The 22,505-nt window shown below is 57.0% G+C and carries 20 protein-coding genes, 1 tRNA gene and 1 pseudogene; 11 read left to right on the forward strand and 11 right to left on the reverse strand.

The genetic code is table 11. From position 1 onward, the window contains the following. Nucleotides 1–28 precede the first annotated feature (28 nt). The 8 genes and pseudogenes from ABIB60_RS09875 (at nucleotide 29) to trxA (ending at nucleotide 7,897) form a co-directional block, all read left to right on the forward strand. Nucleotides 29–823: a LysM peptidoglycan-binding domain-containing protein gene (locus ABIB60_RS09875; protein WP_354579540.1), complete on the forward strand. Its 795-nt coding sequence runs from the start codon at nucleotides 29–31 to the stop codon at nucleotides 821–823. 171 nt (nucleotides 824–994) lie between these two features. Then, the gene (gene dnaE, locus ABIB60_RS09880; RefSeq protein WP_354579542.1) at nucleotides 995–4,711 is read left to right on the forward strand and encodes a DNA polymerase III subunit alpha; all 3,717 of its coding nucleotides are present in this window, start codon (nucleotides 995–997) and stop codon (nucleotides 4,709–4,711) included. A gap of 83 nt (nucleotides 4,712–4,794) precedes the next feature. Next, nucleotides 4,795–5,274, forward strand: a complete 480-nt coding sequence (locus ABIB60_RS09885) for an SUKH-3 domain-containing protein (RefSeq protein ID WP_354579544.1) — start codon at nucleotides 4,795–4,797, stop codon at nucleotides 5,272–5,274. 54 nt (nucleotides 5,275–5,328) lie between these two features. Continuing rightward, entirely contained in the window at nucleotides 5,329–5,850 is a 522-nt protein-coding gene (locus ABIB60_RS09890) for a GbsR/MarR family transcriptional regulator (protein WP_354579546.1), read from the forward strand. A 122-nt stretch (nucleotides 5,851–5,972) separates the two neighbouring features. Further along, nucleotides 5,973–6,029, forward strand: a pseudogene (locus ABIB60_RS09895) (hypothetical protein); the annotation flags it as partial. Between the two features lie 100 nt (nucleotides 6,030–6,129). Continuing rightward, nucleotides 6,130–6,870: an epimerase gene (locus ABIB60_RS09900; protein ID WP_354579548.1), complete on the forward strand. Its 741-nt coding sequence runs from the start codon at nucleotides 6,130–6,132 to the stop codon at nucleotides 6,868–6,870. A gap of 108 nt (nucleotides 6,871–6,978) precedes the next feature. Then, nucleotides 6,979–7,347 carry a hypothetical protein gene (locus tag ABIB60_RS09905; RefSeq protein WP_354579550.1) on the forward strand — a complete coding sequence of 123 codons (369 nt, stop codon included), beginning with the start codon at nucleotides 6,979–6,981 and terminating at the stop codon, nucleotides 7,345–7,347. A gap of 220 nt (nucleotides 7,348–7,567) precedes the next feature. Further along, nucleotides 7,568–7,897, forward strand: coding sequence for a thioredoxin (trxA, locus tag ABIB60_RS09910; RefSeq protein ID WP_044003005.1), 330 nt, complete (start codon nucleotides 7,568–7,570; stop codon nucleotides 7,895–7,897). Nucleotides 7,898–8,003: 106 nt separating this feature from the next. On the opposite strand, the gene ABIB60_RS09915 is transcribed toward trxA, so the two are convergent. Beyond that, the gene (locus ABIB60_RS09915; protein ID WP_354579553.1) at nucleotides 8,004–8,969 is read right to left on the reverse strand and encodes a TonB family protein; all 966 of its coding nucleotides are present in this window, start codon (nucleotides 8,967–8,969) and stop codon (nucleotides 8,004–8,006) included. Nucleotides 8,970–9,199: 230 nt separating this feature from the next. Continuing rightward, a complete protein-coding gene (locus tag ABIB60_RS09920) occupies nucleotides 9,200–9,685 on the reverse strand; it encodes an AsnC family transcriptional regulator (protein WP_315999342.1) in 486 nt (161 codons plus the stop codon). Nucleotides 9,686–9,842: 157 nt separating this feature from the next. Here ABIB60_RS09920 and ABIB60_RS09925 point away from each other — a divergent pair. After that, nucleotides 9,843–9,957, forward strand: a tRNA-Glu gene (locus ABIB60_RS09925). Nucleotides 9,958–10,262: 305 nt separating this feature from the next. On the opposite strand, the gene ABIB60_RS09930 is transcribed toward ABIB60_RS09925, so the two are convergent. Both ABIB60_RS09930 and ABIB60_RS09935 read right to left on the reverse strand, forming a co-directional pair. Next, entirely contained in the window at nucleotides 10,263–11,402 is a 1,140-nt protein-coding gene (locus ABIB60_RS09930) for an isoaspartyl peptidase/L-asparaginase family protein (RefSeq protein WP_354579555.1), read from the reverse strand. A gap of 96 nt (nucleotides 11,403–11,498) precedes the next feature. After that, nucleotides 11,499–13,730 carry a protein-disulfide reductase DsbD family protein gene (locus ABIB60_RS09935; RefSeq protein ID WP_354579557.1) on the reverse strand — a complete coding sequence of 744 codons (2,232 nt, stop codon included), beginning with the start codon at nucleotides 13,728–13,730 and terminating at the stop codon, nucleotides 11,499–11,501. A 226-nt stretch (nucleotides 13,731–13,956) separates the two neighbouring features. Between ABIB60_RS09935 and ABIB60_RS09940 the strand changes: the two genes are divergently transcribed. Further along, entirely contained in the window at nucleotides 13,957–15,288 is a 1,332-nt protein-coding gene (locus ABIB60_RS09940; RefSeq protein WP_354579559.1) for a hemolysin family protein, read from the forward strand. 86 nt (nucleotides 15,289–15,374) lie between these two features. Here ABIB60_RS09940 and ABIB60_RS09945 read toward each other — a convergent pair whose 3' ends face one another. From ABIB60_RS09945 to accD, 7 genes are all read right to left on the reverse strand, one after another. Then, complete coding sequence (locus tag ABIB60_RS09945) at nucleotides 15,375–15,662, reverse strand: hypothetical protein (RefSeq protein ID WP_354579561.1); 288 nt, start codon at nucleotides 15,660–15,662, stop codon at nucleotides 15,375–15,377. Nucleotides 15,663–15,742: 80 nt separating this feature from the next. After that, nucleotides 15,743–16,261 carry a gamma carbonic anhydrase family protein gene (locus tag ABIB60_RS09950; RefSeq protein WP_354579563.1) on the reverse strand — a complete coding sequence of 173 codons (519 nt, stop codon included), beginning with the start codon at nucleotides 16,259–16,261 and terminating at the stop codon, nucleotides 15,743–15,745. Nucleotides 16,262–16,359: 98 nt separating this feature from the next. After that, the gene (locus ABIB60_RS09955) at nucleotides 16,360–17,343 is read right to left on the reverse strand and encodes a radical SAM protein (protein ID WP_354579565.1); all 984 of its coding nucleotides are present in this window, start codon (nucleotides 17,341–17,343) and stop codon (nucleotides 16,360–16,362) included. Nucleotides 17,344–17,433: 90 nt separating this feature from the next. Then, the gene (locus ABIB60_RS09960) at nucleotides 17,434–18,195 is read right to left on the reverse strand and encodes an endonuclease III domain-containing protein (RefSeq protein WP_354579567.1); all 762 of its coding nucleotides are present in this window, start codon (nucleotides 18,193–18,195) and stop codon (nucleotides 17,434–17,436) included. An 87-nt stretch (nucleotides 18,196–18,282) separates the two neighbouring features. Then, entirely contained in the window at nucleotides 18,283–18,990 is a 708-nt protein-coding gene (locus ABIB60_RS09965) for a YiaD family glycine zipper/OmpA-like lipoprotein (protein ID WP_354579569.1), read from the reverse strand. Nucleotides 18,991–19,358: 368 nt separating this feature from the next. After that, complete coding sequence (locus tag ABIB60_RS09970) at nucleotides 19,359–20,093, reverse strand: YiaD family glycine zipper/OmpA-like lipoprotein (RefSeq protein WP_354579571.1); 735 nt, start codon at nucleotides 20,091–20,093, stop codon at nucleotides 19,359–19,361. Nucleotides 20,094–20,329: 236 nt separating this feature from the next. Next, complete coding sequence (gene accD / locus ABIB60_RS09975; RefSeq protein WP_354579573.1) at nucleotides 20,330–21,214, reverse strand: acetyl-CoA carboxylase, carboxyltransferase subunit beta; 885 nt, start codon at nucleotides 21,212–21,214, stop codon at nucleotides 20,330–20,332. 271 nt (nucleotides 21,215–21,485) lie between these two features. On the opposite strand from accD, the gene ABIB60_RS09980 reads away from it, so the two are divergent. After that, complete coding sequence (locus tag ABIB60_RS09980) at nucleotides 21,486–22,493, forward strand: OmpA family protein (RefSeq protein ID WP_354579575.1); 1,008 nt, start codon at nucleotides 21,486–21,488, stop codon at nucleotides 22,491–22,493. Nucleotides 22,494–22,505: the final 12 nt, after the last annotated feature.

A 22,505-nucleotide genomic window follows, 5' to 3' on the forward strand; every position in this document is an offset into this window, starting at 1 on the left:
CGGTTCAGCTTTTACCCGCTCGGGTTTTATGCGTTTTCATTTCACTTCTGCTTTGTTGCTAACGGCCGGTTCGTTGGCCTCCCTCACCGCTCAGGCTCAGCAGGTGGCTCCGCCAGCCCCTCAGCCTACTACTTCGCGGCCCGTACTTTCCAACGACTCCGTGCGGGTCATGTCGGGGCTGGTTGAAACGAGCGTGCGGCGGCTCCGGGCCATCTACTTCGAGCCCAACGACGCCAAAACCGTACAACTCATTGACGCGGCCCTGGTGGATATTCCGGTGCTCAACCAGCGCCTGAGTCACTACACTGCCAGCCTGCCGCGCGAGCAGCAGCAACTATTAGCCCAGCGCCTGCGCCAGCAACCCTGGCAGGTAGAGCTGAATACCCTCCTGCGCAGCCCCCAGTACACCGGGTTTGATGCTCGGGCCGCCAAAAACCCGGCGCTGCAGGAGGCAGCCGAGCGGTTGCATGCTTCCGGCTTTATGGGTACGGCCAAGCCGGTAGCAGTGAAAGCCCCGGCTCCAGCTCAGTTGGGCACCATCAATATGTCCGTTGCCAAAGTAGCGGCTAAACCGAAGTACCCGCTGCCTACCAACAGCCTTATGCCGGCTGCTAAGTCGGGAGCCGCCCCCGTTACTAAATTAGCCGCCCCGACCGATAAAGCCGGCTCCCTTGGCCAACACCACACCGTGCAGAAGGGCGAAACCCTGTTCAGCATCGCCAAGCAGTACAAAACTACTCCCGCTCAGCTTCAGCAGTGGAATGATAAAGCCGAGCCCTCGGTGAAAATCGGGGAAGTGCTGGTGGTGGAGGCCAGCCGGTAAACGCAGGCGTAGCTCGGGGTTCACCGTACCATAAACAAAGAGGACGGCTATATAGCCGTCCTCTTTGTTTATGGTACGCCAAAATCCCTTGCCGCGCAATCTTTCTCGGCCGCGGATTCGTGGGTAACTTTACTGTCCGCTTGGCGCCCTAACGGCGCGGAGCCGCTTGCCATGCCTACCTTCTCGCACCTGCACTGCCACACCCAATATTCCCTGCTTGATGGTCAGGCCAGCATTTCGGCCCTGATGAAGAAAGCCCAGACCGACGGCATGCCGGCCGTAGCCCTCACCGACCACGGCAACATGTTCGGGGCCTTCAACTTCGTGGCCGAGGCGAATAAGTACAACGTGAAGCCCATAGTGGGCTGCGAGTTTTATTTGGTGGAGGACCGGCACAAGAAAAGCTTCAGCCGGGAAAAGGGCGAGCGGGACGTGCGCCACCACCAGCTGCTGCTGGCCAAAGACCAAGCTGGCTACCAGAACCTGGCCAAGCTCTGCTCCATGAGCTTCATTGAAGGGGTGTACTCCAAGTATCCGCGTATTGACAAGGAGCTGCTACTGCAGTACCATGAGGGCCTGATTGCCACCAGCTGCTGCATCGGGGCTGAAATTCCGCAGGCCCTGCTCTGGAAGACAGAAGAAGAAGCTGAGAAGCAGCTGCGGTGGTGGCTGGACGTGTTTGGCGAGGATTACTACATCGAAATTCAGCGCCACGGTATCGAGAACATCGACAATACGGGCAAAAGCCAGGAGGATCTGAACCAGATCCTGCTGAAGTGGGCTCAGAAGTACAACGTAAAAGTCATTGCCACCAACGACTCGCACTACGTGAATCAGGAGGACTTTGCGCCCCACGATTTGCTGTTGTGCGTGAACACCGGCGAGGAGCACAGCATCCCGGTGGGTGACTTCCAGACCAAGTATTTCCGCCTGGTTTCCGGCGACAACAAGGTGCTCTACGACCACCTCGACAACCTGCGCCCCCTGGCCAGCTCCGACGACCAGGTGCGCCGCCAGCTCATGCGCATCGACGAGGAAGCGCAGATGCCCCGCCCCCGCTCCCGCTTCGGCTTCCCCAACGACCAGTTCTATTTCAAGAGCCAGGAGGAAATGGGCCAACTGTTCCGGGATGTGCCCGAAAGCCTGGACAACACCAACGAAATCGTCGACAAAATCACGCCGCCCAAGCTAGCGCGCGACATTCTGCTCCCCAACTTTCCCATTCCGCCGGCATTCGCCAATGCCGACGAGTTCCTGCGCGAGCTGACCTACGTGGGGGCTTTTGGGCCGAGTGCGGGCAAAGGCATCGTCACGATGACCAAGCCACCCCGCTACTCCGAGCGCACGCCCGAAATTGAGGAGCGGCTGGATTACGAGCTGCGCATCATCCAGACAATGGGCTTTGCGGGCTACTTCCTCATCACCCAGGATTTCATCAACAAAGGCCGGGATATGGGCGTGGCCGTGGGCCCGGGTCGGGGTTCGGCCGCCGGCTCGGCGGTGGCTTACTGCGTGGGTATCACCAACATCGACCCCATCAAATACTCGCTGCTGTTCGAGCGTTTCCTGAATCCGGAGCGCGTGTCGATGCCCGATATTGACATCGACTTCGACGACGTGAACCGCCAGCGCGTGATTGACTACGTGGTGGATAAGTACGGCAAAACCCAGGTGGCCCAGATTATCACCTTCGGTACCATGGCCGCCAAGTCCAGCATTAAGGACGTGGCCCGGGCTATGGAATTGCCTCTGCCCCAGACCAACGAGCTGGCCAAAATGGTGCCCGAGAAGCCCGGCACTACCCTGGCCGGCGCCTTCGCCGAAAACCCCGAGCTGGATTACATCCTGCGCGACATGGCGCCGGACAACCTGCGCGGCCACATTCTGCGCCTGGCTCACAAGCTGGAAGGCTCGGTGCGCAACACCGGCATCCACGCTGCCGGCGTCATCATTGCCCCCGACGACATCACCAAGTACATCCCCGTGTCCACCTCCAAGGACTCGGATCTGCTGGTAACCCAGTTCGACGGCAAGGTGATTGAGGCCGCCGGGATGCTCAAAATGGACTTCCTGGGGCTGAAGACGCTCACGATTATCGTCGATGCCCTGGAGCTTATCAAGAAAAATCACGGCGTCGACATCAACATCGACGACATCCCGCTCGACGACCCCAAAACCTACGAGCTCTACCAGCGCGGCGACACCATCGGTACGTTTCAGTTCGAGTCGGAGGGCATGCGCATGTACCTCAAGGACCTCAAGCCCACCAACATCGAGGACCTGATTGCCATGAACGCCCTGTACCGGCCGGGCCCCATGCAGTTCATCCCGAACTTCATCAACCGCAAGCACGGCCGCGAGGAAATTGAGTACCCGCACGAGTTGCTGGAGCCCATTCTGAACTACTCCCAGGGCATTATGGTGTACCAGGAGCAGATCATGCAGGCCGCCCAAATTCTGGCCGGTTACTCCCTCGGCGGCGCCGACCTGCTGCGCCGAGCCATGGGTAAAAAGGACATGAAGAAGATGGCTCAGGAGCGGGAGAAATTCTGCGAAGGTGCCGAGAAGCTGCACGGCATCAAGCCCAAAAAGGCCAACGAGGTGTTCGACGTGATGGAGAAGTTTGCGGCCTACGGCTTCAACCGCTCCCACTCCGCCGCCTACTCGGTGGTAGCGTACCAGACGGGCTACCTCAAGGCCAACTACCCCGCCGAGTACATGGCCGCCGTGCTGACCAACAACATGTCGGACATTAAGAAGGTGACCTTCTTCATCGAGGAAGCCCGCCGCCAGGGCGTGCCCGTACTCGGCCCCGACGTGAACGAATCCATCCTCAAGTTCAACGTAAACGAAAAGGGCCAGATCCGCTTCGGCATGGCCGCCGTGAAGGGCGCGGGCGAGGCTGCCATTGAAAGCATTGTGGCCGAGCGGGACAAAAAAGGCCCCTACACCGACATTTTCGACTTCTCGAAGCGCGTAAACCTGCGCGCCGTGAACAAAAAGACGTTTGAGAGTCTGGCGCTGTCGGGCGCTTTCGACTCGTTTGAGCGCTACCACCGTCGCCAGTTCGTGGAGGCACCTTCGGGCGACCAGAATCTCATCGATAAGGCCGTAAAAATGGGCCAGCAGTACCAGGCCGACCAAGATTCCGCCCAACAGAGCTTGTTCGGCGGTGGGGCTTTCGGGGCCGTGGCTATGCCGCTGCCCAAAGTGGCTGATATGGAGCCCTGGCCCGCCACAGAGTTGCTGCGCCGTGAGAAGGAAGTCGTAGGGTTCTACCTCTCGGGGCACCCGCTCGATGACTTCAAGCTAGAAATTGACTCCTACTGTACCTGCGGGCTGGATAAGGTGGAGAATTATAAAAACCGTGAGGTAACAGTAGCCGGTCTGATTTCCAATGTTCTGTTTAAAACTACCAAGACCGGCCAGCCCTTCGTGTCGTTCAGCGTGGAGGACTACGAGTCGTCGTTGAATCTGGCTTTGTTCCGCGACGATTACTCGCGCTTCAGCAATATCATCAACCCCCGCAACTACGATAAGGAGCAGGTGCCGCCCATGTACATTAGGGGCAAGTACGCCCAGCGCTTCCGCGACTCCGACCAGTTCGAGTTCAAGATTCTGACCATGGAGCCCTTGTTCAACGTGGCGGAAAAACTGGCCAACGGTGTGCGCGTGCAGCTGGATCTGCGTACCATTACGGAACCCTTCATGGACCGCTTTATGGAAGCCGTGGAAGGCTGCGCGGGCTCCAAAAAGCTCGAAATCAAGTTCGCCGAGCCCCACGAGCACCTCGCCGTGGATACCTACTCCCGCCGCTACCGCATCGAGCCCAAGGAGTTCATCCGCAAAATGCGCGAAATGGAAATCGACGCCTGCCAGTTGATTTAGGTTGGCGCAGGAAGTAAGCTGAACGAGGCGGATATCTTCTATCTTCAGAAGCAATATTCGCCTCGTTTTCATTTTCGCCAATCATGCAGGAAATTCTGAATAGTGCCCTAGGTTGCAGGTTCTCGCCTCTGACAGGAGCTTGCTTACGGAAAGCCGGCTGGTACACTGGACGTAAGGTTCTGACCCTTAAATACCGTGTGTATCTTTCTATCTATGAGAAGTATAACTGGTTTCCGGAGGTAGCAGCTTTCCTTGAAGAGTTTGGCGGCTTAGCGATAAAATTCAAGCGAGAAGAGGGTGGATCAGATGAGTTGAACTTTCACGCTTGTGATGCCAGCGCCGGAGTTGATGTCAGTTGGGTTCAGAAAGACTATGCCCAGCGAATCGGTCACTCACAATTTTGTGTTATCGGAACAGCCTTTTCTGACCATTTACTCCTGTTCATGGATGGTGAAGGGCGAGTATACGGTGGCTTTGATGATTACTTATGTTACATAGCCGAAGATGGCACTAAGGCTATAGAGCGTATATGCACCAATCAGCCTGTACAGGAAATAGCCTAAAAAAATTCTTTCAATTTTTATTGAAAGTTTAAAATACTCTACTACATTTGAACCATGCAACTCGACGAAGCCAAAAGCAAGTTCATTGAAGGCTGGGGCACCCTAGGCTCAGCCTGGGGCGTGAGCCGGACGATGGCGCAGGTGCACGCCTTGTTGCTGGTATCGGCCGGAGCCCTGAGCACCGAGGACATCATGGAGCAGCTGCAGATTTCCCGGGGCAACGCCAACATGAACGTGCGCGCCCTTATGGACTGGGGCCTTGTGCGCAAGGAACTGCGCCCGGGTGAGCGGCGGGAGTTCTTCTCGGCTGAGAAGGACATTCACCGGGTAGCTACGCTCATTTTGCAGGAGAGGCACAAGCGGGAGTTGGCCCCCATCATGCGCGTGCTGGGCGAAATCAGACAGGTGGAGCCCTCCCCTGCCGCTACGCCGGAGGAAACCAAGGCCTTCACCCAGATGATTGGCAACATCCAAAGCTTCGCCGACTTTGCCGACAAAGCAGCCAACACGCTCATTAAAGCCGATGAGAACTGGTTTGTCAGCACGTTCATGAAGCTCATGCGCAGCCGGTTTTAGGAGGCGCTTATTTTTTTATTATCATATTTCAATAATTATTGAAAGTTTTAAATTAATAGTATTTCATATTCTGTCTACCCATTGCCTCACCTTTTATCCTCACTCCCATGAACCAACCCCTGATGATTCTGGCCGGCGGCAACGGTTTTCTAGGACGGCACTTGGCCCAACATTTCCGGCAGTTGGGGTACGAGGTGCTCACGCTCACCCGGCGGGCGAAGCGGTTTGGAGAGGTGGAATGGAACGGCCGCACCCTAGGACCCTGGGCCAAAAAGCTAGATGGCGCGGCGTTACTCATTAACCTGGCCGGTAAATCAGTGGATTGCCGCAAACAAGTATGCCATCGTGCGCAGCCGCACCGAGAGTACCCGGGTGCTGGGAGAGGCCGTGGCGCAGTGCCAGAACCCACCCCTCGTGTGGCTGAATTCCTCCACCGCTACTATTTACGAGCATACCACCGGCAACGCCCCGGCCAACACCGAAGCCACGGGCCGCATTGGGCGCAGCTTTTCCGAGATGGTGGCCCAGAAGTGGGAAGCCGAGTTCAATCTGGCTGCCACGCCCCGCACGCGGCGCCTGGCTTTGCGCACTGCCATTGTGCTCGGGCACGATGGGGGAGCATTACCCGTAATGGTCCGGCTAGCAAAGGTTGGCCTGAGTACGCTCCAGGGCAATGGGCAGCAGTGGGTAAGCTGGCTGCACATCGAGGATTTTTGCCGGGCCGTGGAGTTTCTGGTGGCCCGACCGGAGTTGGAAGGCGCGTTCAACCTTTGCGCGCCCGAACCTCTACCTAACGCCGCCCTGATGAGCTTACTCGACCAACACTATCAGTCGCGCTGGCACCTGCCGCAACCTCGATGGCTGCTGGAAATCGGGGCCTTTCTACTGCGCACCGAAACCGAGTTGATTCTAAAGAGCCGCAAGGTAGTGCCGCAGCGGCTATTGGAAGCAGGGTTTCAGTTCCGGTTTCCAACCTGCCCGCAGGCTTTGGCTGATTTACTTCCACAGCTTGCAGCTTAGCTACTACTGCCCGCTTGATTGCATCAAAGCTGACCTTCTTCTATGATAAGCCTGGCTTTCCGTTTCTCACTTTCACATTCCATTTTCACCTTTTAACTTCTCAACGCCATGAACTACTATCTGCTGGTTTACGGAGTGTATTTGCCCGTCACCGTGCTACTCACCATTTGGGTGGCCCGCACGCTGTTTAAGAACGGCCGGTTGTTTTTGGTTGATATTTTCCACGGCAATGAGCAGTTGGCCGACTCCGTGAACAAGCTGCTGCTGACGGGCTTCTACCTCGTCAATATCGGCTATGCCACCCTCACGCTGCGCACCACGGAGGCTATAACCAGCTATCAAGGCAGCGTAGAAACGCTCAGCATCAAAATCGGCACCATCATCCTGATTTTGGGAGGCATGCACTTCTTCAATCTATATGTGTTTTATAAGCTACGCCACCGGGCGCAGGAATACGCCCGGGCTTATCACTCTTAAGCCAATATCGTGTGCTGAATAACGCCCGATACCGTTGGCCCACGCTGGGCCAATAGTATCGGGCAACTTCACTAACCCAGCCAGTAATCTGCCACTCTGGCCGAAGTGAACTTTCCGGCGCGCTGCTTGTTGGAACGCAATCTGCTACCTTGCGGCCCACTTGTACGTACAAGCTGCTCAGACAAGCGTACAGACTCATTTCATCAAAAACCCTACAATTATGGGACATAAAGCCATCGAAATTACCGATGCTAACTTCGACCAGATCATCAACTCCGATAAGCCGGTACTGGTAGACTTTTGGGCCGAGTGGTGCGGCCCCTGCCGTATGGTGGGCCCGGTAGTGGAAGAGCTGGCCGGCGAATACGAAGGCAAAGCCGTTATCGGCAAAGTTGACGTTGACTCGAACCCCCAGACTTCTGCCAAATTTGGTATCCGCAGCATTCCTACGCTGTTGGTATTCAAGAACGGCCAAGTTGTGGATAAGCAGGTTGGCGCAGTGCCCAAGCACGTACTGGCCCAGAAACTGGATGCGCAGGTAACTGCCTAGGCACCAGCGGCGCACAGCCACAAAAAAGCCCCGACCTGCATACAGGCCGGGGCTTTTTTGTGGCTGTGCGCCTGCAGCTACCAGCTGCCACAGCGCCGAGATACACTTATTCTTCCAGGTTTGGGGCGGCAGCCCGGGCCTCAGAGGGCGGTACCTGGGCAGGTTTCAAACCGGAGGCCAATGAGAAATTGGCGGAGAAGTGAATAGGGATGGTAAAGGTCATGGCCGTGGGCAAGTTGTACTCACGGCCAGGCTCGAAGGCTGGCAGGCTAGCCACTACCCGGCGGGCCTCCAGGTCGGCATCGGGGGCGAGGCCTTGCACTACGCGCACTTGCTCTACCCGTCCGTCTTCGCCCACGGTATAGCTCACGTATACATTACCGGTAATGCCTTTGCGCCGCAGGGTGCGCGGGTAGTTGGTAGTGCGGGCAATGTAGCTGAGCAGGGCCGCTTCTCCGCCCGGAAACTGCGGCAATTCCCGCGTGCGTACGCGGCCCATGTACGGGGACCCATCTTTGTTGAAGAAGGCCAGGGCCAATGGCTTGCCTTGGCGGTCAGGCATCTCAATAGCACTTAGCTCTCCAGTATCATAATAGTAGCGCCATTCGCCCACGGGCCGGCCAGCATTGTAGCGCCCCTCCGAGCGTTTCTGGCCGTTACGGTGCACGGTAATCCAGCGGCCCACCCGTTGGCCATCGGTGTAGTCGCCGCGCTGGCTCACCTGACCATCTTCGTACCAGCCCAAGTATAGGCCGGAGGCCTCGTCATCGTGGTAATGTACCTGGCTGGCTTTACTCCCGTCGGGGTGGTACCAGGTCACCAACCCGTTGCGGACTGGTGGATCAATGGCGGAGAGGGTACCTTTCAGTAGCAGCGTGCCAGACAGAGCATACTCGCGCATGGCGTAAGTGCCGAGGAGCTCATTTTTGCGGTCTACAATGCGGTAATGGGTGGCACTATCCGGGATGGTTGCCTCGTCCTGGTCGTTCAGGTACACGGCCGGCAAGCTCTGCCCTTGCGCAAGGCGGGCTACCACTACTAGGGACAAGAGAAAAGCACGGTGGATTCTCATACGGTAGCCAATACTAATGTAGTCCCGAAACGAATACACGAAATATAACCCGCAGCAAATCAAGCCCCAAGCCCCTTTTTAACTTCACCAAAAAAATACAATTAATGCTAGCTCGGGGCCAATTCCTCATTGGTACTCTCGAGCTTACTAATGCCCTGAAAATGCAGCAGCCGCTACCTCACCAAGGTGGGGCAGCGGCGCCAACAAGCAAGCTTGCTTACTAAAAGGGCCTAGTTCTCGCCCTCCTCTATCTCCTGCAACTGAATGGGGCGGTTGAAGGCCTCCTCCAGTGAAATCAGGGTTTCGGTACGCTCAATGCCCTCAATCAGCTGTATCTGCTCGTGCAAAACTTCCCGCAGGTGGTTGGTGTCCCGACAAATCAGGCGAGCAAAGATGCCGTAAGCCCCGGTAGTGAAGTCGATGCTTACTACTTCCGGAATCAGCCGCAGTGCCGTTACGACGCTTTCATACACGGAGCTTTTCTGCAGATAAATACCTAGAAATGCCCGTACGCCGTAGCCGAGTTTCTGGTAGTCAATCTTGAGCGTAGCGCCCTGTACAATGCCCAGTTCCTCCAGGCGGGCCATGCGTACGTGTACCGTACCGCCCGAAACATGCACTTTCCGCGCAATTTCAGTGTAGGGCATTTTAGCGTCATCAATCAACAGCGCCAGAATCTTCCGGTCAGTGTCGTCAAGTTCGTAATTACGAGCCATTTTTCAGGGTGTTGATTACCTATATTGCAATGAAAACAAGACTTTATTAAAAAGTATGTAATTTTTTTTACAAATGTCTGAAATTATTTTATTACTTCAACCAACCTAGTACATTTGTCATAATCCAACGCAAGCGGCAGCGGATAGTTTTTAACAGTGTAGAATGGTGAAACTGGCAGACGCGCCCTCCTCTCTCGGGGGTGGAGATTTGGGAAAAACTGGTCCGGCGGCCGGCTAACTACTCCATGGAGGTTCGAATCCTTCTTCTACAGCGAAAAAATGGGTGGATTATGTGAGGAGGAAAAACGGGGCGTATCTGGGTGGGTACGTTCTGAATCGAGAGGCGGCATCTGGGTGGGTGCCGCCTTTTCTTTTTCCAGCCTGCGCAACATCCACTGCAATTCTGCCCCATTCATTTCGGTTGTGCACGCTTTTCTTTTCGGCCGCAAAGGTCAGGCTTTCCAACAAGAAATGCACGGATAAAGGTAAAAAAGGCTCCGGGTGGTTGCACCGGAGCCTTTTTATTTAACAATTTCTCAAAACAGGAGTTTGGTATCTGCGCCTGGGAGGCTGGGCTCTACTGCTTGTAAATTAACACCTGCCGCTCCCCGTTACCCCGCATGTACGCCCGGTACATCCCCTCCGAGTTGAAAGGCAGCGTAATGTTGCCGGCCCGGTCTACCGCAATCAGGCCACCGTCACCACCCAGTTTGGCTACTTTATCAATGGTAGCCTGGGCGGCTTGTTGCAAAGGCTGCTGGCCATACTCCATGCGGGCGGCTATGTCGCGGGCTACGGTAGCCCGAATGAAGTATTCGCCCCAGCCCGTGCAGGACACGGCGCAGGACTGATTATCGGCGTAGGTACCACAGCCGATGATGGGCGCATCGCCCACGCGGCCGTAACGCTTGTTGGTCATGCCGCCGGTACTGGTGGCCGCGGCCAGATTACCGAATTGGTCGAGGGCCACGGCCCCCACGGTACCGTACTTCTTACCTTCCGTAAAAATCTGGTTTTCGGGCAGAACAGCCCCCTGAGGCTTGCCGCCTTTCTGCTTGACTTTAACTTTCTCGGGCTTTTTGGCTTCAGTTGATGGGGCATTCAGCTGGTCGGGCGTACCGGGTTTCCGCTCCGCGGCCAAGGCCTTCTCAAGCTGTTGGTGGCGGGCCTCAGTGTAGAAGTAACTGGGCGGCACAATATCCAGGCCTTTCTCACGGGCAAACTGCTCAGCCCCCGGCCCCGTCAGCAGCACATGCTCCGATTTTTCCATTACGGCCCGGGCCGCCGTAATAGGGTTGCGCACCACCGTTACGCCGGCTATTGAGCCCGCCGCCAGGGTCCGGCCGTCCATGATGGCGGCATCCAGCTCGTTGCGGCCCTCGTGCGTGAATACGGCCCCTTTACCGGCATTAAACAGAGGTGAATCCTCCATAAACCGCACGCTGGCTTCTACGGCATCCAGGGCAGTGCCACCCCGCTTCAACACGGCGTACCCCATATCCAACGCCTGGTTTAGGGCTTCCTGGTAGGCTTTTTCCTTTTCCGGCGTCATGAGGGCCCGGGTGATGGTACCGGCCCCACCGTGAATAACCAGGGTAATGCGGGAAGCATCAACGGGCGGGACGGTAGTGGTGGGGGCAGTTTGCGCCTGCAGCAAGCCAGGAGCTCCAAACAAAGCGGCCAGAATAGCCACGCGAAGGGTAAAGTGAGAAAACATACGGATGGAATTTCAGAGGTGTAGGAGCCGACAAGATAAAAGCCCCGCGCTGAACGACGGTTCGACGCGGGGCTTTTCCTGGGGAGTAATGGCTGGCTAACGGGCAGCTACCTGCTGGCGGTACCGGGCCAGGCCCGCATCCAGAAACTTCACAAAGTTGCCCACGTTGCTCTCGTAAGCTACCGGGGTAGCCAGCGTATGCGCCAAATCAGCGGGGGAGTTGGGGTCGAGCAGCACGTAGTAGGGCTGAGCGTTTACGTTAAAGCCCGTGAGCTGCAAATCGGCGTTTTTCTTGCCCAATGTGGTTTTTTCCTTGTGGTCGTGGGCAGAGGTATACCACTCGTTGCGGGGCAGCGGCGACTTGTCATCCACGTATAGGGCTACCACCACGAAGTCTTCGCGGAGGCGCTTGATCACCTGCGGGTCGCTCCAGACGGTGGCCTCCATTTTGCGGCAGTTCACGCAGGCGTGGCCGGTAAAATCGATGAACAGGGGCTTGTTGGCGGCTTTGGCGCAGCGCTTGGCTTGCTCCAAATCAAAGTAGCCGGGCAAGCCGTGGGGCAGCTCCAGAAAATCGGCGTAGCGCGGGGCTTCGCACTCAGCGTTGGGTAGAGCCGTAGCCATGGCCGGGGCGGCGCTGGCAGCCAGAGAAAAGTCCTGGCGACTTTGGGGCGGCAGGTAGCCGGCCAGCAAAGGCAAGGGCGCCCCAAACAAGCCCGGAATCAGGTAAGTCATAAAACTGAACGCCAGCACGGCCATCAGCAAGCGGCCCACACTCAAGTGGGGCAGATCAGAATCGTGGGAAAGCTTGAAGCGGCCCAGCAGATAGACGCCCAACAGACCCGACAGCGCAATCCACAGTACCAGGTACAAGTCGCGGGGGAGCAGGTTCCAGTGGTACGCCAGGTCGGCCATGCTCAGGAATTTCAGGGCCAGCATCAGTTCCACAAAGCCCAGCGTCACCTTCACCGTATTCAGCCAGCCCCCCGAGCTGGGCAGGCTTTTCAGCCAGGTTGGGAACAGCGCAAACAGCATAAACGGCAAGGCAAACGCCAGGGAGAAGCCCAGCATCCCGATAACCGGCCGTAGCCCCCCACCCTGCGCCGCCATTACCAGGATAGAGCCAACAATGGGTCCGGTGCAACTAAACGACACTACTACCAGCGTGAGGGCCATAAAAAACACGCCGGCCCAGCCTCCTTTGTCGGCCTGAGCGTCTATCTTATTAACCATGCCGTGAGGCAGCGTGATTTCAAACAAGCCTAAAAAGGACATGCCAAATACCACGAACACAGCAAAGAAAATTAGGTTGGGCAGCCAGTGCGTGCTAATCAGATTGAGGCCATCGGCTCCGAGCAAAACGCTGGTTAGCAGGCCCACAACTACATAAATAAAGACGATACTAAAGCCGTAGAATAAGGCTTTCAGAATACCCTGGCGACGGTCGGCGGAGCCCTTCGTGAAGATGGATACCGTCATGGGAATGAGTGGAAACACGCAGGGCGTGAGCAGTCCACTAAGCCCCGAAACAAAGGCAATAAGCGCCAAGGATAGCAGCCCGGAATCAGCGGCTTCAGCACCCGCGGCGGCGGTAGAGGCAACTTGAACGGCACTACCAGATGCGCCCCCAGCTACGGAAGTGCCGGCGCCCTGTTGCATTGCCGGCTGGGTAGCCGAATCGGGAACGGTAGCGGCGGCGGTGGCAGCTACGGGAGCCGTTGTTTCGGTGGGGGCGGTGGTGGCCGTTGCGGGCGCAGGACCAATGGCAGGGGCGGCAGTTGGCGTTACGACTGCGCCAGTGCTGCCTTTGGCGGGGGCGGGCGTAGCAGGAGCCGCCGCCGCTCCGGTTACCTCAATGGGCCCAAAGCTCAGGCTCTCCTCGCCGGGAATGCAGCGGCCGTCCACGTCGGTGCAGCTCTGGAACTCAGTTTCGGCCTTGATAGTGAGCGAACCAGGCTGCAGCACCCGAATTCGTTGGGTGATGCGGCCGGTTTTTTCGAAGTAGGTGACGTTGCCCTTAAATACGTCGTCGTAGTGCTTGGTGGCGCCGATGGATTTGGGCTTACCCACCAACTCATAGGCCGGACTTTTGGCAAACGTAAACGTAAACACCGTAGGCCCCAGGTCGGGGTCGAAGTCGGTGGCGTAGAGGTGCCACTTTTCATCAATGCGGGCCTGCACGATGAGGTCCAGCTCCTCCCCTACCTTGGCGGTAGGCTTACTGAGGGCCACGGAAAGCTTGGTGGGCTGCAATACCTGCGCGCTGGCTCCCAGCGTGAGCAGGAGCACTAGCAGCAGCGAGGAAATAAAAGAAGTATGCCGGAACATGAAGCAGAAAAAAAACGACGAAGAGTCGGGGAAAAAGCAAAGGTCGGGAGAAACCGCAACAGCTAACTGCAGAAAGTAGTTTTTCCACTACGAAAGCTGCACTATACAAGGCCCGTACGAGGGACAACCTACAAGCGGAGCCGGGTATTTTCCAACCGCTTACGCCGAATGTCGTATTTTTGCCCTACAATGGAAGGCCGACCGGTCGAGTCCGGCTTCCGAATCTATGGGCTTAAACATATTACTGACTATTCTGCTCGTTGTGGCGAATGGCTTTTTCGTAGCTGCCGAGTTTGCCCTCGTCAAAGTTCGACTTTCGCAAATGGAGCTGCGGGCCCAGAGCGGTAACCGCCTCGCCCAACTGACGCTACGCCTGCTTCATAAGCTCGATGCTTACCTTTCGGCAACCCAACTGGGTATCACCTTGGCTTCCCTGCTGCTGGGTTGGGTAGGCGAAAAAGTGGTGGTGGAAATTGTGCTGCGCATTATTCACGCGCTGGGCTACGAGATAACCGAGGCTGGGGCTCATGGCATTGCCGTACCCATTTCCTTCGGCCTGATTACGCTGCTGCACATCGTATTTGGCGAGCTGGTGCCCAAGTCGTTGGCTATTCAGCGTGCCGAGGCTACTAGCATAGTGGTAGCGGTGCCGCTGCAGTTCTTCTATTACATCACCTTCCCCGTTATCTGGGTGATGAACAGCATTTCCAACGCCATTCTGCGGCTGATTGGCATTGCTCCGGCCTCCGAGCACGAGGTGCACACCACCGAAGAGCTCCGCCTGCTATTGGACCAGAGTAAGCAGGGCGGCGAAATTCAGGACTCCGAGCACGAGCTGCTGGAAAACGTATTCGAGTTCAACGACCGGATGGTGAAGCAGATTATGGTGCCCCGCACCAAGCTTTCGGCCATTGATGTAAACACCCCCGAGGAGGCCGTGCTGGAGGCCGTTTACAACGAAGGCTTCTCGCGGATTCCGGTGTACCAGGGCAACATCGACAATATTGTGGGCGTGCTCTACGTGAAAGACCTGCTCCAGATTATCCGGCAGCAGCAGCCCATCGAACTGGCCAAAATCATGCGGCCGGCCTACTTTGTGCCCGAAACCAAGAAGATTAACCGCCTGCTGCGTCAGTTTCAGCGCAAGCACATGCACATGGCCATTGTGTCGGATGAGTTTGGCGGCGTATCCGGCATTGTGACCATGGAGGATATTGTGGAAGAGCTGGTGGGCGAAATTCAGGACGAGTACGACAACGAGGTACCCGTAGTGGAAAAAGTATCCGAAAACGAGTACCGCGTCAATACTGCCACGCCTATTTCCGACGCCAACGAATACCTACCCTACCCCCTGCCCGAGGGTGACGACTACGAAAGCGTGGGCGGCCTGCTGAACGTGCTGTATGGCAACATTCCGGAGGTAGGCGACGTGGCCGTACTCGACAACTACGAGTTCCGAGTACTGAAACGGGCCGGCCGCGCCGTAGAGTTGGTGCAAATCCGGGTAACGGACCTCAACGAGTCAGCCGAAGAACAGGACGAGGCCTTAGCCCTGTAGCCCGCCCTGGTAAGCCAGTACGATAAAAAGCCCCGCCAACTGCTTGGCGGGGCTTTTTGGTGCTCGTAGTTAGGCAGCCGTAGCTCTTACAGCAGGATACGCACCAAGGCCAGTGCGGCCCCTATCCCGAGTAGCAGCCATACTTTGCTGGAACCCGATTTCTTCTTTTTCTGAGCATGCTCAGGTGAGGCTACTGCCGCTTGCTCCGCTGGAGACTGTTGCTGGGCAGAAGCTAAGGCGGGCCTAGCGGGCAGGGTGGTTACTAAAGCTGGCTTACCGGGCCCATCTGGATTAAGCGTAGCGGGAGCAGCTGAGGCGGTTGCGCCAGTAAACAGCAGGCAAACCGCCAGCAAATACGAGTAAAAAGAACGCATGCGTACAGGGATAAGGTTAAGTTGAAAGCCTGAAGCTACAGTTCCGGCGGCAATTTTCAACTCAGCCTTATCCCTCTCCCTTATGCTGGCTGAAACCAACTAGCGTAAAGCTGGTAGTTGGCCGCTGTTTGGCGCAGGCCGGCCCGCTGCTCCTCGCTTACTGGCTTTATTTTACGGGCCGGAATACCAGCGTAGAGGTGGCCTGGCTCACACTGGGTACCTTCCAGCACCACCGCTCCGGCGGCAATAATGCAGCCGGCTCCTACCACGGCCCGGTCCATCACAATAGCACCCATCCCAATCAGCACATCATCTTCTACGGTGCAGCCGTGCACAATGGCCTTGTGCCCGATGCTCACGCGGGAGCCGATGACGGTGGCCGCTTTCAGGTAAGTGCAGTGAATGACGGCCCCGTCCTGGATGTTTGTTTCGTCGCCGACCCGGATGCTGTTCACGTCGCCGCGCACTACGGCGCTGAACCACACGGTGCAGCCCCGGCCCAGCGTTACGTCGCCAACTACCGTGGCATTGTCCGCAATGAAACAATCTGCCCCAAATTGTGGGGCTTTCCCTTGAACCGGCAGGATAAGAGCAGGCATAGAAAAGATGAGGTTGATAGTTAAGTACTTGACGTTGGAAAGATATGCTTCACAGATGCCCCAGGCCGAGCAGCCGGCTTATCCTCACAATTACACTCTTACCGCGTCAGCATCCGCTTCCAGGTGCCTTTCTCCCAGTTGTACTTCAGGGTGCTGGGTAAGGCCTGCCAAAAGTATTTGCTGGTTTCCACGGCGAAGCTTGGCTGCATGTAGCAGTTGATGGTGCAGCCCTCACACTGCGGCAGCCGGCCTTCCAGGGCCGCCAGCTGCTGCACTTGGGGGGAGTTGTAGAGAGTCAGCAGCTGGCCTTCAATCGGGAATTTCTGCTCGCCCAGGTGGTAGCAAGGCAGCACCAGCTCGTTGCTGGGCGAAATGACCAGCGTGGTGCTGGCTGCCCGGCACACGGGCGCGGCTACGTGGTTGCCCCCGTCGCGCCGAAGTTGAATAAAGGCCTCATTCAGGTACACGCCCGGCCGCTTGCCAAACGCCGATAGGTAATCCAGCTCCTCAGGCGTCAGCTGCTCCCCAGTAGCCACAGAGTTATATTCAAAGGCCGGGTTGAGAATCAGCATCAGCTTATTCGGCTGGGTGATTTCCCGGTACACTTTTTCCAGGTCCGCCAGGTTTTCCCGAAACACCGTGAACAGGATATCCGGCCGCTCCCCCAGTTCCCGCGCTACCCGAATGCTTTCCAGCACGAAATCAAAGCAGGCCACGCCCCGACCCCGGTCGTGCACCTCTTTCTCGGAGGCATCCAGGGAGAAGTGCAGCATATCTACCTTGCCCCGCAGCCGCTCGGCGTACTTGGGGTAGAGCAGGCAATTAGTAGTAAGGGTAGTAATAAAGCCCATGTCGTGGGCCAGCCCCAGAAACTCGTGAATCTGGCGGTGCAACAGCGGCTCGCCGCCCGTAAAGTCCACCACCGACACGCCCAACTGCTTTAAGTCGCGCAGGTTTTGCTCCACATCAGCCAGGGTGATGTAGGGTGAAGGTTTCTCCCAGATGTCGCAGAAGGAGCACTTGGCATTGCACCGATACGTGACGTAGTAATTGCACAGAACCGGGTGACGAACAAGGCGCATGGGGGGAGCTTTAGCAAGTGGCAGCCAGCAAATAGCAGCAACACCAACCCAAAGCTAACAGCAAACGGCCAGTTGCGGTTACGTAACTACCTAATGCGCCAGCTCCCCCCAGGCAGTATTCCACTGGTTGGGGGTGGCCGCCAAAGCCTCCGGAGTGGCCGGCCCATAGTGCTCCAGGTAATAGTTGCAGAACCCTTTCAGCGGGCAGCGGGCACAGTCGGGTTTGGCGTAGAAGCAGATTTTCTGCCCGTGCCAGTAGTTGTGTTTGTGAAAGTTGAGCAGCGTGAGGGCATCCTTGGGCAGTTGCTCCAGCAGTACTTGGTGGGCCTTGTCGGCCGAAGCTTTGGGGCCAATCATGCCTACGCGCTGGGCAATGCGGTGCACATGCGTATCTACGGGCAGCACTGGTTTATGAAAGTTGAAGAGCATGACCAGGGAAGCCGTTTTCAGGCCAATTCCTGGCATATCATTCAGCCAGGCCATACCTTTTTCTGTGGGCCACTCAGCCAGAAAATCCAGCGCAAACTCCCCCCGCTCCGCCTGAATGCGCCGCAGAATTTCCTGAATGCGCGGGGCCTGGGTATCGGGCCAACGGGTAGTGCGAATAGCATGAGCCAGCTCCGCTGTAGGTGCGGCCAGCACCCCGGCCCAGTCCCCAAAAGCGTCCAGCATCCGGTCGTAGGCCAGCTCCTCGTCGGCGTGGGTAGTACGGTGCGACAAAACGGTGGATATCAGCTCCCGCATAGGAGAGCGGCGGGGCTTATCCAGGGTAAGCGGCGGATAAAACTCGTTCAGGATAGCGTGGTTTTCCCGGGTTTTCTCGGCGGCGGATGAATTGTAGGTTGAGGGCATAGGAAACAAGGCAGATAGCACTGAAAACAGTACGGCCCTGCCACCAAACAGGTGACAGGGCCGCTTAAAAAACTGCTGCGTACTTGCTTAGATGGTGCCTTTCTCGGCGGCTTTCTTCAGCTTCTCGTTGGCGAAAATGGCTACTTCCACGCGGCGGTTGGCTACGCGGCCCGCTTCCGTCGAGTTATCGGCAATGGGCTGGGTTGAGCCGTAGCCGGTTACCGTGAAGCGCGAGGCATCAACGCCTTGCTGCTGAGCGTAATTAGCCACGGCCTGGGCCCGGCGCTGCGAGAGGGGGTTATTGATGGCATCGGTACCGCTGATATCGGTGTGGCCTTCCACAATTACGTTGGTATCACCGTACTTGATGAGGGTTTTGGCCAGCTCCTGAATGTTATCCTGGGCAGCCGAGGTCAGGGCCGACGAATTCTTGGCGAACAGCAGGCCCGAGTCGAAGGTAATTTTGATACCCTCACCTACGCGCTCCACTTTGGCGCCGGCCATTTCTTTCTTCAGCTCAGCAGCCTGCTTATCCATGCGGCGGCCAATGAGGGCTCCACCGGCACCACCCACGGCAGCTCCGATGATGGCACCCTTGGCGGTACCCGATTTGCCGCCGATAACGCGGCCCAGCACTGCACCGCCGGCGGCACCACCCAGGCCACCAATAACGGCACCTTTAGCCGTTTTGCTCCAGGGCTTTTTGGCGGTAGTAGTCGTTTGAGCTTCAGCGGAGCTGCTACCCAGCAGCAACACCGCCATCAGTAGGGCGAACAACGAACGAAGGTTCTTCATGGGGTTGGGGGAGGTTAGTGTGTTGGTGTGAAGTAAAGAGAAAAGCAGCAAAGAATGGCTCGGTACAAAATCAAAAGTGGTTGCTGCCTTTCGTATAAATGGTTTTGCAACCACCTTGCCAAAAACGTTTGCCGCCAAAATTAATTGTTCATTTCTGGTACAGCGCACTACTACGCCGTAAATCAACTCTATACTATCGGTAATCTTCTCGTTTGGAAACTAAGGATTTACATAAGGCATCAACAAAATGTTATTCTTGTCATAGTCCTCTTTCCGGTTGGCCCGCTTGCTGCTAGTAGATTCTACCGGTACAGCACAAAAAAAGCCACCTCAAATGAGGCGGCTTTTTTTGTGCTGGGAGAATCAGCTTACAGAGTGCCTTTTTCGGCAGCCTTTTTCATCTTCTCGTTGGCGAAGATGGCAATTTCTACCCGGCGGTTAGCCTGCTTGCCTTCAGCGGTGGTGTTGTCGCCGATGGGCTGGCTGGAGCCGTATCCTTGGGTGGTGATGCGGGCAGCATCTACGCCCTGGGAAGTAGTGTAGTTAGCCACGGCCTGGGCCCGGCGCTCCGACAGCGGCTGGTTAATAGCATCGGAACCGCTGGCATCGGTGTGGCCTTCGATGAGGACGTTGGTATCGGGGTATTTCTTCAGGACTTCGGCCATTTTCTGGATTTCCGTCATGGAAGCAGCGCGCAGGTCGCTCTTGTTGGTATCGAAGAGGATGCCCGAGTCGAAGGTAATTTTGATACCCTCACCTACGCGCTCCACTTTGGCGTTCTGCATGTCGCGCTGCAGCTCTTCAGCTTGCTTGTCCATTTTGCGGCCGATGAGGGCACCACCCGTACCGCCCACGGCAGCACCAATAATAGCACCCGCAGCCGTACCCGATTTGCCGCCAATTACGCGGCCCAGTACGCCACCCACCACGGCGCCGCTACCGGCCCCAATGATACCGCCCTTAGCGGTTTTGCTCATGCCCGTGTTGCGCGGACCAGCACCGTTGGTGGCCTCTGGAATGTTGGGGTTGCGGGTGGTGGCACAGGAGCTCACGAAGAGAACAAAGGCCATCAGCAATGTCAGCAGGGAATTGCGAGAAGTCATAGGAGTTGAAAATTGAAGGGGGAGAAAAAGAGCAGACTGAGTGGTTGTGCAGGTTCTTACTGCGGTTGAGCAAAAAATGTTCGGCAAATATAGAAAGGACTCTATACCGTTGCCTTTAGGGCTACCGCCAAGTAGTAGCAAGCAGAAAAAAGCCCGTCAAACGCGCCCAATACGCATTTAACGGGCTCTAGCCAAAAAGCTTGCCGAAAATCAACCAGCTGAACGGCAGAAATTTCCTAGTTGCTGGTAGCTGGCTCAGTAACAGCCACTTCAACTGGCTTAAGCATGGTCAGGAGCTCAGTAAGTTTATTTTTCAACTCCTTGCGGTCCACGATAAAATCAAGAAAGCCGTGCTCCAGCACAAACTCGGCGCTCTGGAAGCCCTTGGGCAGATCCTTACCGATGGTTTCCTTGATAACCCGGGGGCCGGCAAAGCCGATGAGGGCGCCCGGCTCGGCAATGTTGAAGTCGCCGAGCATGGCGAAGGAGGCCGTAACGCCGCCGGTAGTGGGGTCCGTTAGCAGAGAAATGTAGGGCAGGCCGGCTTCCGAAAGCAGGGCCAGCTTAGCCGAGGTTTTGGCCATCTGCATCAAGGAGAAACCAGCTTCCATCATGCGGGCCCCACCGGAGCGCGAAATCATGAGGAAGGGCAGACGGTTCTGGCGGGCGTAGTCAATGGCCCGGGCAATTTTCTCGCCCACCACCGAACCCATCGAGCCCCCGATAAACTTGAAGTCCATGGCTGCCACTACCAGCCCCAGCCCATTCATCTGACCATGAGCCGAGCGCACGGCGTCTTTCAGACCGGTGCTTTTCTCGGTGGCCGCCACCCGCTGGGGGTACGCCTTGGTATCTACAAAATGGAGCGGATCGGCCGAGTGCATGTCGGCGTCCAGCTCCTGGTATTGGTGGTTATCAAACAGAAAATCGAAATAGTCGGCGGCATCAATCCGGTCGTGGTGGCCGCAGTTGCCGCAGGTAGAAAGCAGGCGCTTATGCTCAGCCATGGTGGCCACGGTTTTGCACTCGGGACACTTGTACCACAGGCCGTCGGGCGTTTCTTTTTTCTGTTCGGTGGGCGTGACGATGCCTTTTTCTTTGCGCTTAAACCAAGATGACATATGGAGAGATGCTTAAGTCAATGGAGAGGAGGGCGTGAAGGTAGCACCCCGGCCGTTTGTTTACTGCCGAGGTACAAGTTACGGCAGAATACAAAAGTGCGAAAAGAGAATGAAGGTAGGATACGGGCGGGGTTGGATGAGGCGAAGAAAAGGCCCTGCAAAGCGCCGGGGCCCCTACCCGGAATCCGCCGCCGGAGCCTTACCTTGCCGGCCAGAAACCCCAGGCGTTAGCAGCGGGCTTTCTGGCTATCCTCTCCTGACTCTCTTTGCCGTGAAACACTTTCCTGCCCTTGCTTTGTGCGCCCTGTTGGCGGCCTCGGCCCTGCCCGGCTGCGTGGCCTCCAAAAAATACGACGACCTGAAAGCGCGCCAGACGGCTACCGAACAGGGCAAAGCCGACGCTGAGCGCCAGTACCGCCAGGCCGTAACGGAGCTAAAAAAGGCCTCCGATGAGCTGGCTCAGCTACGCCTGGATACCCGCCGCTTGGTGGACGACTCCACCGAAACCGGCCGTAACCTGCGCCGCATGCAGCAGCTCAACACCCAGCTCACCGACAGCTACGATAAGCTGCTGAAGAACTCTGACCGGGCTATGGCCGACAAATCGGCCGACTACAACAAGGTAGCCAAGGACCTGGCCCGCCGGGAAGCCGAGCTGGGCGAGCTGGATACCAACCTGCGCAAGAGCCGCACCGACATCGACAAACTTACCGCCGACCTCACGGCCCGGGAGGCCCGCCTGGCGGAGCTGCAGAAGGCCCTGGCCGAGAAAGATCGGGCCGTGGATGCCCTCAAAGCCAGCGTAAGCAACGCCCTGCGCGGCTTCCAGGGCACCGACCTGCAAGTGAAGATGAAAGATGGTAAAGTATACGTGTCCCTTTCGGAGCAGCTGCTGTTCAAATCGGGCTCAACCAAAGTGGACCCCAAGGGCCAGGAGGCGCTAAAGCAGCTGGCTACCGTGCTTCAGCAACAGCCCGATGTGAACGTGGTAGTGGAAGGCCACACGGATAACGTACCGTTCAGCCGCCCGGCCGGGGCCATGCAGGACAACTGGGACCTGAGTGTACTGCGTGCCACCGAAATTGCCCGCCTGCTCACTACCGGCGGCGTGCAGCCGGAGCGCGTAACGGCCTCGGGCCGCAGCCAGTACGTGCCCATAGCCACCAACGACTCGCCCCAGAATAAGGCCCTCAACCGCCGCACCGAAATCATCCTGACGCCCAAGCTCAACGAGCTCCTGAAGATTCTGGACAGCAACTCCACGGCGGGCGGTAAATAGGGTTTTCGTTGG

The organism is Hymenobacter sp. UYP22 (assembly GCF_040547285.1).
Taxonomy (GTDB): Bacteria; Bacteroidota; Bacteroidia; order Cytophagales; family Hymenobacteraceae; genus Hymenobacter.

Excerpts from the sequence above, each read along its gene's own strand:
- ABIB60_RS09875 (WP_354579540.1), top strand. The coding sequence starts at position 29 with ATGCGTTTTCATTTCACTTCTGCTTTGTTGCTAACGGCCGGTTCGTTG.
- dnaE (WP_354579542.1), top strand. The coding sequence starts at position 995 with ATGCCTACCTTCTCGCACCTGCACTGCCACACCCAATATTCCCTGCTT.
- ABIB60_RS09885 (WP_354579544.1), top strand. The coding sequence starts at position 4,795 with ATGCAGGAAATTCTGAATAGTGCCCTAGGTTGCAGGTTCTCGCCTCTG.
- ABIB60_RS09890 (WP_354579546.1), top strand. The coding sequence starts at position 5,329 with ATGCAACTCGACGAAGCCAAAAGCAAGTTCATTGAAGGCTGGGGCACC.
- ABIB60_RS09900 (WP_354579548.1), top strand. The coding sequence starts at position 6,130 with ATGGCGCGGCGTTACTCATTAACCTGGCCGGTAAATCAGTGGATTGCC.
- ABIB60_RS09905 (WP_354579550.1), top strand. The coding sequence starts at position 6,979 with ATGAACTACTATCTGCTGGTTTACGGAGTGTATTTGCCCGTCACCGTG.
- trxA (WP_044003005.1), top strand. The coding sequence starts at position 7,568 with ATGGGACATAAAGCCATCGAAATTACCGATGCTAACTTCGACCAGATC.
- ABIB60_RS09915 (WP_354579553.1), bottom strand. The coding sequence starts at position 8,969 with ATGAGAATCCACCGTGCTTTTCTCTTGTCCCTAGTAGTGGTAGCCCGC.
- ABIB60_RS09920 (WP_315999342.1), bottom strand. The coding sequence starts at position 9,685 with ATGGCTCGTAATTACGAACTTGACGACACTGACCGGAAGATTCTGGCG.
- ABIB60_RS09930 (WP_354579555.1), bottom strand. The coding sequence starts at position 11,402 with ATGTTTTCTCACTTTACCCTTCGCGTGGCTATTCTGGCCGCTTTGTTT.
- ABIB60_RS09935 (WP_354579557.1), bottom strand. The coding sequence starts at position 13,730 with ATGTTCCGGCATACTTCTTTTATTTCCTCGCTGCTGCTAGTGCTCCTG.
- ABIB60_RS09940 (WP_354579559.1), top strand. The coding sequence starts at position 13,957 with ATGGGCTTAAACATATTACTGACTATTCTGCTCGTTGTGGCGAATGGC.
- ABIB60_RS09945 (WP_354579561.1), bottom strand. The coding sequence starts at position 15,662 with ATGCGTTCTTTTTACTCGTATTTGCTGGCGGTTTGCCTGCTGTTTACT.
- ABIB60_RS09950 (WP_354579563.1), bottom strand. The coding sequence starts at position 16,261 with ATGCCTGCTCTTATCCTGCCGGTTCAAGGGAAAGCCCCACAATTTGGG.
- ABIB60_RS09955 (WP_354579565.1), bottom strand. The coding sequence starts at position 17,343 with ATGCGCCTTGTTCGTCACCCGGTTCTGTGCAATTACTACGTCACGTAT.
- ABIB60_RS09960 (WP_354579567.1), bottom strand. The coding sequence starts at position 18,195 with ATGCCCTCAACCTACAATTCATCCGCCGCCGAGAAAACCCGGGAAAAC.
- ABIB60_RS09965 (WP_354579569.1), bottom strand. The coding sequence starts at position 18,990 with ATGAAGAACCTTCGTTCGTTGTTCGCCCTACTGATGGCGGTGTTGCTG.
- ABIB60_RS09970 (WP_354579571.1), bottom strand. The coding sequence starts at position 20,093 with ATGACTTCTCGCAATTCCCTGCTGACATTGCTGATGGCCTTTGTTCTC.
- accD (WP_354579573.1), bottom strand. The coding sequence starts at position 21,214 with ATGTCATCTTGGTTTAAGCGCAAAGAAAAAGGCATCGTCACGCCCACC.